The 13244-nt window shown below is 55.4% G+C and carries 13 protein-coding genes; 8 read left to right on the forward strand and 5 right to left on the reverse strand.

What is annotated here, in order from left to right:
- Positions 1-72: 72 nt before the first annotated feature.
- Positions 73-1704, forward strand: coding sequence for a Na/Pi cotransporter family protein (locus HV242_RS01185; protein WP_020882860.1), 1632 nt, complete (start codon positions 73-75; stop codon positions 1702-1704).
- A 134-nt stretch (positions 1705-1838) separates the two neighbouring features.
- The gene (gene rluF, locus HV242_RS01190) at positions 1839-2708 is read left to right on the forward strand and encodes a 23S rRNA pseudouridine(2604) synthase RluF (RefSeq protein WP_050737732.1); all 870 of its coding nucleotides are present in this window, start codon (positions 1839-1841) and stop codon (positions 2706-2708) included.
- Here the strand turns inward: rluF and HV242_RS01195 are convergent, their stop codons facing one another.
- From HV242_RS01195 to lysC, 3 genes are all read right to left on the reverse strand, one after another.
- On the reverse strand, positions 2709-2981 hold the full coding sequence (locus HV242_RS01195; RefSeq protein ID WP_014168182.1) for a YjbD family protein: 273 nt from the start codon (positions 2979-2981) through the stop codon (positions 2709-2711). It abuts the gene before it with no gap.
- A gap of 50 nt (positions 2982-3031) precedes the next feature.
- Complete coding sequence (gene panS / locus HV242_RS01200; protein ID WP_014168183.1) at positions 3032-3976, reverse strand: ketopantoate/pantoate/pantothenate transporter PanS; 945 nt, start codon at positions 3974-3976, stop codon at positions 3032-3034.
- 92 nt (positions 3977-4068) lie between these two features.
- Positions 4069-5418, reverse strand: a complete 1350-nt coding sequence (gene lysC, locus HV242_RS01205) for a lysine-sensitive aspartokinase 3 (protein ID WP_014168184.1) — start codon at positions 5416-5418, stop codon at positions 4069-4071.
- Between the two features lie 375 nt (positions 5419-5793).
- Here lysC and pgi point away from each other — a divergent pair, with 375 nt between their 5' ends.
- The 5 genes from pgi to HV242_RS01230 all read left to right on the forward strand — a co-directional run bounded on the left by pgi (position 5794) and on the right by HV242_RS01230 (position 11640).
- Entirely contained in the window at positions 5794-7443 is a 1650-nt protein-coding gene (gene pgi, locus HV242_RS01210; RefSeq protein ID WP_025206404.1) for a glucose-6-phosphate isomerase, read from the forward strand.
- Positions 7444-7810: 367 nt separating this feature from the next.
- Positions 7811-8053, forward strand: a complete 243-nt coding sequence (gene yjbE, locus HV242_RS01215) for an exopolysaccharide production protein YjbE (protein ID WP_014168186.1) — start codon at positions 7811-7813, stop codon at positions 8051-8053.
- Positions 8054-8171: 118 nt separating this feature from the next.
- Positions 8172-8810: a YjbF family lipoprotein gene (locus tag HV242_RS01220; protein ID WP_050737731.1), complete on the forward strand. Its 639-nt coding sequence runs from the start codon at positions 8172-8174 to the stop codon at positions 8808-8810.
- Positions 8807-9544 (forward strand): capsule biosynthesis GfcC family protein, encoded by a 738-nt coding sequence (locus HV242_RS01225; protein ID WP_032679376.1) that lies wholly within the window; start codon positions 8807-8809, stop codon positions 9542-9544. The genes HV242_RS01220 and HV242_RS01225 overlap by 4 nt, the downstream gene beginning before the upstream one ends.
- Positions 9544-11640, forward strand: coding sequence for a YjbH domain-containing protein (locus tag HV242_RS01230; RefSeq protein WP_014168189.1), 2097 nt, complete (start codon positions 9544-9546; stop codon positions 11638-11640). Before HV242_RS01225 ends, HV242_RS01230 begins: the two co-directional genes overlap by 1 nt.
- Positions 11641-11678: 38 nt before the next feature.
- Here HV242_RS01230 and HV242_RS01235 read toward each other — a convergent pair whose 3' ends face one another.
- Both HV242_RS01235 and HV242_RS01240 read right to left on the reverse strand, forming a co-directional pair.
- Entirely contained in the window at positions 11679-12134 is a 456-nt protein-coding gene (locus tag HV242_RS01235; RefSeq protein ID WP_014168190.1) for an acyltransferase, read from the reverse strand.
- Positions 12135-12142: 8 nt separating this feature from the next.
- A complete protein-coding gene (locus HV242_RS01240; protein WP_014168191.1) occupies positions 12143-12658 on the reverse strand; it encodes a GNAT family N-acetyltransferase in 516 nt (171 codons plus the stop codon).
- Between the two features lie 129 nt (positions 12659-12787).
- Here HV242_RS01240 and psiE point away from each other — a divergent pair, with 129 nt between their 5' ends.
- A complete protein-coding gene (psiE, locus tag HV242_RS01245) occupies positions 12788-13198 on the forward strand; it encodes a phosphate-starvation-inducible protein PsiE (protein ID WP_020882851.1) in 411 nt (136 codons plus the stop codon).
- Positions 13199-13244: the final 46 nt, after the last annotated feature.

The raw sequence follows: 13244 nt of genomic DNA on the forward strand, positions 1-13244 counted from the left end.
CTGTCTCTTTCTTACGTTTAAACCCTTATACTGAATCATAAAAACGTAGAACGATAAGGAGGAGAACCTTCCGTGCTGACCCTGTTACACTTGCTTTCCGCAGTAGCACTGCTGGTATGGGGCACGCATATTGTCCGTACCGGCGTTATGCGCGTCTTTGGCGCGCGCTTACGCACCGTTCTCAGCAGCAGCGTTGAGAAGAAGCCGCTCGCCTTCTGCGCGGGCATCGGCGTGACGGCACTGGTGCAGAGCAGTAATGCGACGACCCTGCTCGTGACCTCGTTTGTGGCGCAGGATCTGGTGGCGCTGGCACCCGCGCTGGTCATTGTGCTGGGCGCTGACGTGGGGACCGCGCTGATGGCGCGTATCCTGACCTTCGATCTCTCCTGGCTGTCGCCGCTGCTGATTTTTATCGGTGTCATCTTCTTCCTTGGCCGTAAGCAGACGCGTGCCGGACAGCTTGGCCGCGTGGGGATTGGCCTTGGGTTGATCCTGCTGGCGCTGGAGCTGATTGTGCAGGCGGTGACCCCCATCACCGAGGCCAACGGCGTTCAGGTCATCTTTGCCTCGCTGACCGGGGACATCATGCTGGATGCGTTGATCGGCGCGGTATTTGCCATCGTCAGTTACTCCAGCCTGGCCGCCGTGCTGCTGACGGCGACGTTAACCGCCGCGGGGGCGATCTCTTTCCCGGTCGCGCTGTGTCTGGTGATCGGGGCCAACCTTGGCTCTGGCCTGCTGGCGATGCTCAATAACAGCGCCGCAAACGCTGCAGCCCGGCGCGTGGCGCTTGGAAGCCTGCTGTTTAAGCTGGTGGGCAGCCTGATTATTCTGCCGTTTGTCTATCCGCTGGCTAACCTGATGGACAATCTCCCGTTACCGAAGGCTGAGCTGGTTATCTATTTCCACGTGTTTTACAACCTGGTGCGTTGCCTGGCGATGGTGCCTTTTGCTGAACCCATGGCCCGCTTCTGCGAACGGCTTATCCGGGATGAACCGGAGCTGGATGCGCGTCTGAAACCTAAGCATCTGGACACCTCCGCGCTGGATACCCCGGCACTGGCGCTGGCTAATGCCGCGCGCGAGACGCTGCGCATGGGCGATGCCATGGAAACGATGCTTGAAGGGCTGCAAAAGGTCATGCACGGAGAGCCGCGAGAAGAGAAAGAGCTGCGCAGGCTGGCGGACGATATCAACGTGCTCTATACCGCCATCAAGCTCTACCTGGCGCGTATTCCGCAGGATGAACTGGCAGAGGAAGAGTCCCGCCGCTGGGCGGAAATCATCGAAATGTCGCTTAACCTCGAACAGGCCTCGGATATCGTGGAGCGTATGGGAAGTGAAATTGCTGACAAATCCCTTGCCGCGCGCCGCGCCTTCTCGGTTGAAGGCCTGAAGGAGCTGGAGGCGCTGCACGAGCAGTTGCTGAGCAACCTGAAGCTGGCGATGCTGGTCTTCTTCTCCAGCGACGTACCGAGCGCACGCCGCTTGCGTCGTAACAAACATCGATTCCGTATCCTCAACCGGCGCTACTCGCACGCCCACGTTGAACGACTGCACCAGCAGAACGTCCAGAGCATTGAAACCAGCTCCCTGCACCTGGGGTTGCTGGGGGACATGAAGCGTCTCAACTCGTTATTCTGCGCGGTCGCTTATAGCGTCATGGAGCAGCCGGATGAAGACGACGATCGAGATGAATATTAATCTCTGAAAGCGCCTTGATAAGGTGGTTAACCTCAAAACCAGCAGGTTTACGCCGGGCATGATGCCCGGTAACCGTCGGCTAATCTTTTTACCAGCCCAAACCTAAGGTATATTTCGCCTTTACAGGAGAAACTATGCTGCCAACTCAATCAACACGATTAAACAAATACATTAGCGAGAGCGGGATCTGCTCACGTCGCGAGGCGGACCGTTACATTGAACAGGGTAACGTGTTCCTCAACGGCAAACGCGCCACCATCGGTGATCAGGTCGTCCCCGGTGACGTGGTCAAAGTGAATGGTCAGCTCATTGAACCGCGTGATGCGGAAGACCTGGTATTTATCGCGTTGAATAAGCCGGTTGGCATCGTCAGTACCACGGAAGACGGCGAGCGGGACAACATTGTTGATTTCGTTAATCACAGCAGCCGTATCTTCCCGATTGGCCGCCTTGATAAAGACTCACAGGGGCTGATTTTCCTGACCAACCACGGCGATCTGGTGAACAAAATTCTGCGTGCCGGTAACGACCACGAGAAAGAGTACATCGTCACGGTCAATAAGCCGGTCACGGACGACTTTATCCACGGTATGGGCGCAGGTGTGCCGATTCTGGGGACCGTCACGAAGAAGTGCAAGGTGAAGAAAGAGGCGCCGTTTGCTTTCCGCATTACCCTTGTGCAGGGCTTAAACCGTCAGATCCGCCGGATGTGCGAGCACTTCGGTTATGACGTGGTGAAGCTCGAACGTACGCGCATTATGAACGTGAGTCTGTCCGGTATTCCACTGGGCGAGTGGCGTGATTTAACGGATGACGAACTGATTGAGCTGTTCAGGCTCATCGAGAATTCATCGTCTGAAGCGAAGCCAAAAACGAAAGCCAAACCGAAAACCCAGGCCATTAAGCGTCCGGTGGTGAAAGCGCCGCCATCAGAAGAGAAAAGCCGCGGCAAGCCTGCGGGCAAACGCTTCGTCCAGCCGGGCCGTAAAAAGAAAGGGCGCTAATTAGCGCCTTCCACGGGGTGAGGTATTGGCTGACCAGGAAAAGGTCGCTTCTTTATCGGGTTTATAAGCCTGCTCTTTTTTCAGCTTGCGGGCTTGTTTCGCCTCAGTTTCACGCTGAGCCATCAATTTATCGATGTACTCTTTTTTAACCTGATTGGTTTCGGCGTTAGTCAGCGTGCGGCCATGGGCGATACGAGCGCGGTCGAGGAGCGTTTTCAGTTCGCGCTGCTCAGCTTCCGTCATGTCTTTCTGGGTCAAACGTGGTGTAGCCATTGCTGAAGCCTCCTGAAGGGGAGGCTCCAGTGTAAAGCAAGCGAAGGAAATTAACCCTGTTTCACTGCATCTTTTTTCGCGGGCTCATTAATGGGTTTGCCTGACCAGTAGCCTGCCAGCAGCGAGCCGGACAGATTATGCCAGACGGAGAACAGCGCACCCGGCAGGGCTGCCAGCGGCGAGAAGTAGATCTTGCCCAGTGCTGCGGCCAGCCCCGAGTTTTGCATCCCCACTTCGATTGCCAGCGTACGACAGGTAGATTCGTCGAAACCAAACAGCTTCCCGCCCCAGTAACCGCCCAAAAGACCAAGGGTGTTATGCAACACCACCGCGATGATCACCACAAAGCCCACTGAGGCAATGTGCGATGCAGAGCCGGCAACCACGGCGCTGATGATGGCCAGAATACAGACCATCGAGAAGGCAGGCAGGTACGGTTCAACGGCTTTGACCACGCGTGGGAACAGATGGTGAATCACCAGGCCCAGCGCAATCGGGATCACCACAATCTGCAGAATACTGAGCAGCATCCCCATGACGTCTACCTGAATCTGCGCATCCACATACAGACGCGTTAACAGCGGCGTGGCAATCACGCCCACCAGCGTTGAAACGGAAGAGATGGTCACCGAGAGCGCCACATCACCTTTTGCCAGGTAAATCATCACATTGGATGCCGTGCCGCTGGCCACGCTGCCGACCAGCACCATACCGGCGGATAAATCTGGCGGCATTTTAAAGGCCATGGCCAGCAGCCACGCCGCAAGCGGCATGACCAGGTAGTGCAGGAAAATTCCTGCCGCTACGGGGGCTGGGCGCGACAGAACGCGTTTGAAGTCGTCAATTTTCAGGTGTACGCCCATGCCGAGCATAATCAGCATCAGCAGCGTCGTGACCCACGGGCCAATGCCCGTAAAGTGGGTGGGAGTGTAATACGCGAGTACGGAAAGCAGCAGTGCCCACAACGGGAACAGCCGGGTGATGGCGGATAACATAGATAGTCCTTGCAGTATTGTCGTGTTGTTTAGTTATAAAAAAGCCGGGTCTGTGCCCGGCTTATAGGTATTGTTTATCGTGCTAACGAATTTTATTCAAACAAATTCTGATGAAGTTTTTGCACGACCTGCTCGGCCTGATCGGCTGGCACCAGGAAGCAGAGGTTGTAGCTGGAGGCGCCGTAGCAAATCATACGAATGCTGAACGGGTCGAGTACGCCGAAGACCTCTTTACCCACGCCGCAGGCACGCGACAGCTTGTTGCCGATGATAGCAACCAGCGCCAGATCTTCTTCCACTTCCACGCGGCACAACTCAGAGAGTTCGATCAGCAACGACTGCGTCAGCAGGGTGTCGCCGGTTGACGTGGAGCCAGTGGTGTCCAGCGTCAGCGCGATGCTCACTTCGGATGTGGTGATCAAATCCACGGAGATATTATGGCGCGCGAGGATGCCAAACACTTCCGCCAGGAAACCGCGAGAATGCAGCATATTGTGGCTGTGCAGCGTCACCAGCGTCTGGCGGCGGCGCAGGGCCAGCGCTCGGAACAATGGCGGGTTTTCGGTTTTCTTGCACACCAGCGTACCGCCTGCTTTGGGATCCTTACTGGAGCCAACGAAGACCGGGATATCGCTGCGCACGGCCGGCAACAGCGTCGCCGGGTGCAATACTTTCGCGCCGAAGGTGGCCATTTCTGCCGCCTCTTCAAACGCGATCACATCAATGCGTTTCGCCGCAGAGACCACGCGCGGGTCGGTGGTGTAAATACCCGGCACGTCAGTCCAGATATCCACACGGGTGGCATGCAGCGCTTCGCCGAGCAGGGCTGCCGTATAGTCACTGCCGCCGCGGCCAAGCGTTGTTGTACGGCCTTTGGCTTCGCTACCGATAAAGCCCTGAGTGATCACCATCCCTTCTGCCAGGCGCGGGGCCAGCTGCTGCTGGGTCAGCTCGGCCAGCATTTCAACATCCGGCTCGGCACGGCCAAAGCGATCGCTGGTGCGCATGACTTTACGCACGTCAAACCATTGGGCATGGACGTTACGCTCGCGGAGGATCTCCACGAACAGCAGCGTGGACATCAGCTCGCCGTGGCTGACCAGTTCATCGGTCAGCGCGGTGGAGGTCGCCAGAGAGGCGGCTTCAGCCAGGGTAGTGATATTTTCCAGCAGGCGTTCCACTTCCTCACGGATCACGTTCGGATTCTGCAGACGTTCAAGGATGTTGAACTGAATTTTGCGCAGTGCGTCCAGCTTAACGAAACGTTCGGTTGCTTCCAGTCCTTCAGACAGAGAAACCAGCAGGTTCGTCACGCCAGCAGAGGCGGAAAGCACCACCAGGCGGGTATTCGGATCGGCCAGCACCACATCGGCGCTGCGGTTCATGGCATCGTAATCGGCCACACTGGTGCCGCCAAATTTGGCGACCACAAAACTCGTCATAACAACCTCGTGTCAGGGAATGAATAAAGCGACCTTGGCACAAGAATGAAACGAGAACAGGTGCAGGCGCAAAATACGGCCCTATAAATAAAATGTGGGGGAGGTCCTGTCAATGCTGGGATTATGCGGATTTTTTATGGGGGGGTACCCCTCAGTAACAGGACTTATAACAGGGCCATATTTTATGCTTCTTTTTACCGCCTTTTGACCGACATTTCGCCGCCCCTGAAGGGCGTTTCAGCAGCTATACTTTTCGGGTCTTTTCACCTGTGTTTGATGCAGGCCAGGGCAATGGCATAAAAACCATCACAATTTTTATTTGCAGGCGCTACAATCGACCGCAGTCACAATTCTCAAATCAGAAGAGTATTGCTAATGAAAAACATCAACCCAACGCAGACCGCTGCCTGGCAGGCACTACAGAAACATTATGATGAAATGAAAGACGTCACCATCGCGGACCTGTTCGCGAAAGATGCCGATCGTTTCAATAAGTTCTCCGCGACCTTCGATGACCTGATGCTGGTGGATTTCTCCAAAAACCGCATTACCGAAGAAACGCTGGCGAAGCTGCAGGATCTGGCGAAAGAGACTGAGCTGGCCGACGCCATCAAATCCATGTTCTCCGGTGAGAAGATCAACCGCACCGAAGACCGTGCCGTGCTGCACGTGGCGCTGCGTAACCGTAGCAATACTCCGATTGTCGTTGACGGCAAAGATGTGATGCCGGAAGTGAACGCGGTGCTGGAAAAGATGAAAGCTTTCTCTGAAGCGATCATCTCCGGAAGCTGGAAAGGCTACACCGGCAAACCGATTACGGATGTCGTTAACATCGGTATCGGCGGGTCTGACCTTGGCCCATTCATGGTCACCGAAGCGCTGCGCCCATACAAAAACCACCTCAACATGCACTTTGTTTCTAACGTCGATGGTACCCACATCGCCGAGGTGCTGAAGAACGTGAATCCGGAAACGACCCTGTTCCTGGTCGCGTCTAAAACCTTCACCACTCAGGAAACCATGACCAACGCCCACAGCGCGCGCGACTGGTTCCTGAAAACCGCAGGCGACAACAAGCACGTGGCGAAACACTTCGCCGCGCTGTCGACCAACGGGAAAGCCGTTAGCGAGTTCGGTATCGACACCGCGAACATGTTCGAGTTCTGGGACTGGGTGGGCGGTCGTTACTCTCTGTGGTCCGCTATCGGCCTGTCGATCATCCTCTCCGTCGGCTTCGACAACTTTGTTGAGCTGCTCTCCGGCGCGCATGCGATGGATAAACACTTCTCCACCACAGCACCTGAGAAAAACCTGCCTGTGCTGCTGGCGCTGATTGGTATCTGGTACAACAACTTCTTCGGGGCTGAAACCGAAGCGATTCTGCCATACGACCAGTACATGCACCGTTTTGCGGCCTACTTCCAGCAGGGCAACATGGAATCCAACGGTAAATACGTTGACCGTAACGGTAACGCCGTGGATTACCAGACTGGCCCAATCATCTGGGGCGAGCCAGGCACTAACGGCCAGCATGCGTTCTATCAGCTGATCCACCAGGGCACCAAAATGGTTCCGTGCGATTTCATCGCCCCGGCCATTACCCATAACCCGCTGTCAGACCACCATCCGAAGCTGCTGTCTAACTTCTTCGCACAGACTGAAGCGCTGGCGTTCGGTAAGTCTCGTGACGTGGTTGAGCAGGAATACCGCGACCAGGGTAAAGATCCGGCCACGCTGGATCACGTTGTGCCGTTCAAAGTGTTCGAAGGCAACCGTCCAACCAACTCCATCCTGCTGCGCGAAATTACGCCGTTCAGCCTGGGGGCGCTGATTGCCCTGTACGAGCATAAGATCTTCACTCAGGGCGCTATCCTGAACATCTTCACCTTTGACCAGTGGGGCGTTGAGCTGGGTAAACAGCTGGCAAACCGTATCCTGCCTGAACTGGGTGACGATAACGCGATTAACAGCCACGACAGCTCCACAAATGGTCTGATCAACCGTTATAAAGCATGGCGCGCGTAATTAAAGTGTCATGAAAAAGTGCCGGCGAAATGCCGGCATTTTTTTATCGGATAATTCCTGATGTCTGTTATTAAACTCAAATTCCGGCAGTGAGTTTAATCTGAAAATAGTCGTTAACCTGTTAATTGCTGCGGTTTATTTTAGGAAAATACGGATAATTACCATTACGGGTTCTAATTCTATTCCATTGATTTATATAAGTTATATTATTATCTAATCGTCCTTTTGTTTCCATTTTATCCAATTGTCCGAAAACCCTTCTTCTATTTACCCCTACGGCAAACCCTCTCCTTTAGTTGTGTATACTCGAATCCGCCTGAAATTCTTTTTGGGCAAATCTCCATTCATTAAATGAAGGGAAATTCTTATGAAGAAAGTACTGTATGGCATTTTCGCCATATCTGCGCTTGCGGCGACATCTGTTAATGCGGCTCCGGTTCAGGTCGGAGAAGCGGCAGGTTCGGCTGCGACGTCTGCGTCTGCGGGGATTTCTACCGCGTCCAGCGCCAGCACCGTAAGTTCAGCCGTGGGTGTCGCCCTGGCGGCAACCGGTGGCGGTGATGGCTCCAATACCGGAACCACGACCACCACGACCACCAGCACCCAGTAATAACGGGTGTTTTAATCATAACCACACTTCGGTGTGGTTATTCTGGCTTTTCAGTAGCCTTCGGGACCTGTAGACCGGGTAAGCGCAGCATCACCCGGCAATAATGCGGAGAAGAGTCGTGAAGCGACCTGGGATCATCCTGATTTGTCTGCTTTTGCAGGCATGCTCGGCCACCACCAAAGGGCTGGGCCATTCACTGTGGGAAAGCATGTTCGGTACGCCGGGCGTGCATCTGACCGATGACGAACTTCAGAACATGCCCTATGCCAGTCAGTACATGCAGCTCAACGATGGCCCACAGCTGTTTGTGGTGCTCGCTTTCGATGAAAACGGGCAGCAGAAATGGGTGACACAGGATCAGGCCACCATCGTAACGCAGCATAGCCGTATCGTGAAAACCCTGCTCGGGGGCGACAACCTGCTTGAAGTCAACAATCTCGCTGCCGATCCGCTGAACAAGCCGAACCAGATAACCGACGGGGCAAGCTGGACCCGCACGATGGGCTGGACCGAACACAAGCAGGTTCGCTATGCCACCACCCGCTCCACCTTCCGCTGGGATGGCACGGACAGCGTCAATGTGGGCAGCGACGAAACTCGGGTTCGCGTGCTGGATGAAGAGGTCACTACCGATCAGGCAACCTGGCATAACCGCTTCTGGGTGGACGATGACGGCCAGATACGCCAGTCGTTACAGTATCTTGGTGCCGGATTCTTCCCGGTCAAAACCACGCTGATCAAGGCCGCGAAATCATGAAAACACTTATTCGCGTGGCGCTGATCGCAAGCTTTGCTACGCCGCTCGCATGGTCTGCCGGGACGGTGAAAGTCTATACGCAGGACAATACGAAGCCTAAAACATTGACCAACGCCGGACACTTAATCGATCTCGTCGGCCAGCCAAGGCTGGCGAACAGCTGGTGGCCGGGTGCGGTCATCAGTGAACGACAGGCGACGGTGGTGGCGGAGCAACAACACAACGCGCTGCTCGCCAGGCTAACAGGGCTGGCGGAGCAGGAAGAGGGTGACGACGCGGCGGCCATTAACAGCCTTCGCCAGCAGCTTAAGGCGCTGAAGGTCACCGGACGGTTGCCGGTCAATCTCGATCCGGACCACGTTCGCGTCGCGGAAACGGCTAACCCGTCACTGGAAGGTGAGTACACGCTCTGGCTACCTGTTCAGCCTTCTACCATTACCGTGTTCGGGCTTGTCAGCAGTCCCGGTGACAAGCCGTTTATGCCGGGTCGCGATGTGGCGAGCTATCTCGATGAACAAAATTTGTTGAGCGGTGCGGATAAGAGCTACGCATGGGTGGTGTACCCGGACGGCCAAACGCAAAAAGCACCGGTAGCCTACTGGAATAAACGCCATATCGAACCGATGCCAGGCAGCGTCATTTTTGTCGGTTTTGCCGACCATTTCTGGACGAAGGCATATGACGGGCTGAACGCCGATATCCTTCACTCCCTGAAACAGCGGATACCGGAATAATGAAAAGAACCTATCTCTATAGCATGCTGGCGTTGTGCGTGAGTGCCGCCTGCCATGCAGAAACGTATCCGGCACCCATTGGCCCGTCTCAGTCAGATTTCGGCGGCGTCGGTTTACTGCAAACGCCTACCGCGCGCATGGCGCGGGAAGGGGAAATCAGCCTCAACTACCGTGATAACGATCAGTACCGCTACTACTCCGCCGCTGTACAGCTGTTTCCGTGGCTCGAAACCACGCTGCGCTACACTGACGTGCGCACCAAACGGTACAGCAGCGTCGAGTCCTTCTCCGGCGATCAGACCTACAAAGATAAAGCGTTCGACGTGAAGCTGCGTCTGTGGGAAGAGAGTTACTGGATGCCGCAGGTCTCCGTTGGCGCGCGGGATATCGGCGGTACCGGTCTGTTTGATGCGGAATACGTTGTGGCCAGCAAAGCCTGGGGACCGTTTGATTTCTCACTCGGTCTCGGCTGGGGGTATCTGGGCACCAGCGGCAACGTGAAAAACCCGTTCTGCTCCTACAGCGACAAATATTGCTATCGCGATAACAGCTATCAGAAAGCGGGCTCCATCAACGGCGACCAGATGTTCCACGGCCCGGCCTCGCTGTTTGGCGGCGTAGAGTACCAGACGCCCTGGCAGCCGCTGCGCCTGAAGCTGGAATACGAAGGGAATGACTATTCACAGGATTTCGCCGGCAAGATTGAGCAGAAGAGCAAATTTAACGTCGGTGCCATTTACCGTGTGGCTGACTGGGCTGACGTTAACCTCAGCTATGAGCGTGGCAATACCGTGATGTTTGGCGTGACGCTGCGTACCAACTTTAACGATATGCGGCCACACTACAACGACAACGCGCGCCCTGCCTACCAGCCGGAGCCGCAGGATGCCATTCTGCAGCACTCCGTCGTGGCGAACCAGCTGACCCTGCTGAAATACAACGCCGGTCTGGCGGATCCGAAGATTCAGGTGAAAGGCGATACGCTGTACGTGACCGGCGAGCAGGTGAAATACCGCGACTCGCGGGAAGGGATCGAACGCGCCAACCGGATCATCATGAACGATCTGCCGGACGGGATCAGTACGATCCGCGTGACCGAAAACCGTCTGAACATGCCGCAGGTTACGACGGAAACGGATGTCGCCAGCCTTAAGCGCCATCTGGAAGGCGAACCGCTTGGGCATGAAACCGAGCTGGTGCAAAAACGCGTTGAGCCAGTGGTGCCAGACACCACCGAGCAGGGCTGGTATATCGATAAGTCGCGCTTTGATTTCCATATCGATCCGGTACTGAACCAGTCTGTTGGTGGGCCAGAAAACTTCTACATGTATCAGCTGGGCGTCATGGCGACGGCGGATCTGTGGGTCACCGACCACCTGCTGACCACCGGCAGCCTGTTCGGTAACCTTGCCAACAACTACGACAAGTTCAACTATACCAACCCGCCGAACGACTCGAAGCTGCCGCGCGTGCGTACTCGTGTACGTGAATATGTGCAGAACGACGCTTACGTAAACAACCTGCAGGCCAACTACTTCCAGTACTTTGGTAACGGTTTCTACGGCCAGGTTTACGGCGGTTATCTGGAAACGATGTTTGGCGGCGCGGGGGCTGAAGTGCTCTACCGTCCGGTAGACAGCAACTGGGCGTTCGGTCTTGATGCCAACTACGTGAAACAGCGTGACTGGCGCAGCGCGCAGGACATGATGAAGTTCACCGACTACAGCGTTAAAACCGGCCACCTGACGGCCTACTGGACGCCGTCGTTTGCCCCGGACGTACTGGTGAAAGCCAGCGTTGGTCAGTATCTGGCGGGGGATAAAGGCGGCACGCTGGATATCTCTAAACACTTCGACAGCGGTGTGGTGGTCGGTGGCTATGCCACGATCACTAACGTCTCGCCGGACGAGTACGGGGAAGGGGACTTCACCAAAGGCGTGTACGTCTCCATTCCGCTGGATCTGTTCTCGTCAGGCCCAACCCGCAGCCGTGCGGCAATTGGCTGGACGCCGCTGACGCGTGACGGTGGTCAGCAGCTGGGACGTAAATTCCAGCTGTACGACATGACCAGCGATAAGAACATCAACTTCAGATGATGCGTGAGTGCCCGGTAGCGTTACGCCTGCCGGGCACCTTACAAACGCCGCAACAGCCTCGCCGGGTTGCCGGCGTAAACCCCTTTCTCGGTGATGGACTTTGTCACCACGCTTCCCGCCCCAATCACCGCCCCATCGCAAATTGAGACAGCCAGAATGGTGGCCCCGCTGCCGATTGAAACGTCGTTGCCCACGCGAATGTGTCCCCAGCTGCGCCGGTCGGCATTGGGTTTACCGTCGCGGAACATATCGTTGGCGAACATCACCCCATGGCCAATGAAACAGCGCTCGCCGACGGTGACGTACTCGCAGATGAAGGTATGGGACTGAATTTTGCTGTCAGCACCGATGTGCGAGTTAGCCTGGATTTCAACAAACGGGCCGATAAAGACGTTATCGCCCAGCGAACACTCATAAAGATTCGCGGGTTCGTAAATGACGACGTTTTCGCCGCAGACAACATGACGAATAGCCGTCTGGCGTTGCTCTGGCATACATCTCCTTAGACTGGCATCGACATAATATGGAGGGTGCTGGTTTGCGCCGCAGTGACGAAGAGGGTGTCTTTGACATGTTTCAGCCCCTGCGCTTCGTAAAACCGGCGTGCGCGAGGGTTCTTTTCGAGGACTTCCAGCCACAGCAGATTTTCCGAACAGGCTTTTGCCTGGCGAATCACTTCCGCAAGGAGTTGCTCGCCGTAGCGGTGTCCCGTGGCATCCGGCAATAAATAGAGTTTATGCAGGAGCGTACCCGACAGCCCCTCGGGCTCGATGGTCTGCTGGGTTGAGAATTTTGCGAAACCGACGGGTGTCTGTGCGCTGGCAATGAGCCAGTAAGTGCCCGGCTGCAGCAGGCTGTCTGCTATCGCCTGCGGCGCGTATTCTTGCTCAAGAAAGGCGGCAAGCTCTGTCTGGCTTTCCCATAGATGCCCAAAGTGATGCCGGTAGCTGGCATACCCCATTTCACTCAGCTGTTTTGCATCATCCACGGTGGCGCGTTGAATGGTTAATTTCATCATCCCTTCGTCGAAATAAGCGTGTCACAGTGCAACATGCCACAGCTCTGAACATAATATAAACAAAAAATATAGATCACCGTCACATTTTTGCGTTATACAGGAACCTCGCCCTGGAGAATGAGGTGCTCTATGACATCCCTGACTCGCCCGCGCGTTGAGTTTATCTCAACAATCCTCCAGACCGTGCTGAACCTCGGTCTGCTGAGCCTTGGCCTGATACTGGTCGTCTTTTTAGGCAAAGAGACGGTGCATCTGGCGGATGTGCTGTTCGCCCCTGAACAAACCAGCAAATATGAGCTGGTGGAAGGCCTGGTGGTTTACTTTCTCTACTTTGAATTTATCGCGCTGATTGTGAAGTATTTCCAGTCAGGCTTTCACTTCCCGCTACGCTATTTTGTTTACATCGGGATCACCGCGATTGTGCGGCTGATCATCGTGGATCATACCTCCCCGCTCGACGTACTGATCTATTCGGCGGCGATCCTGCTGCTGGTGATCACGCTCTGGCTGTGCAATTCGAAACGGCTGAAACGGGAATAAAAAAATGGCGGCCCGGAGGCCGCCTAACAACAGTCACAAGTTGGGT

The sequence above is a fragment of the Enterobacter sp. RHBSTW-00593 genome, assembly GCF_013784105.1.
Classification (GTDB): domain Bacteria; phylum Pseudomonadota; class Gammaproteobacteria; order Enterobacterales; family Enterobacteriaceae; genus Enterobacter; species Enterobacter ludwigii.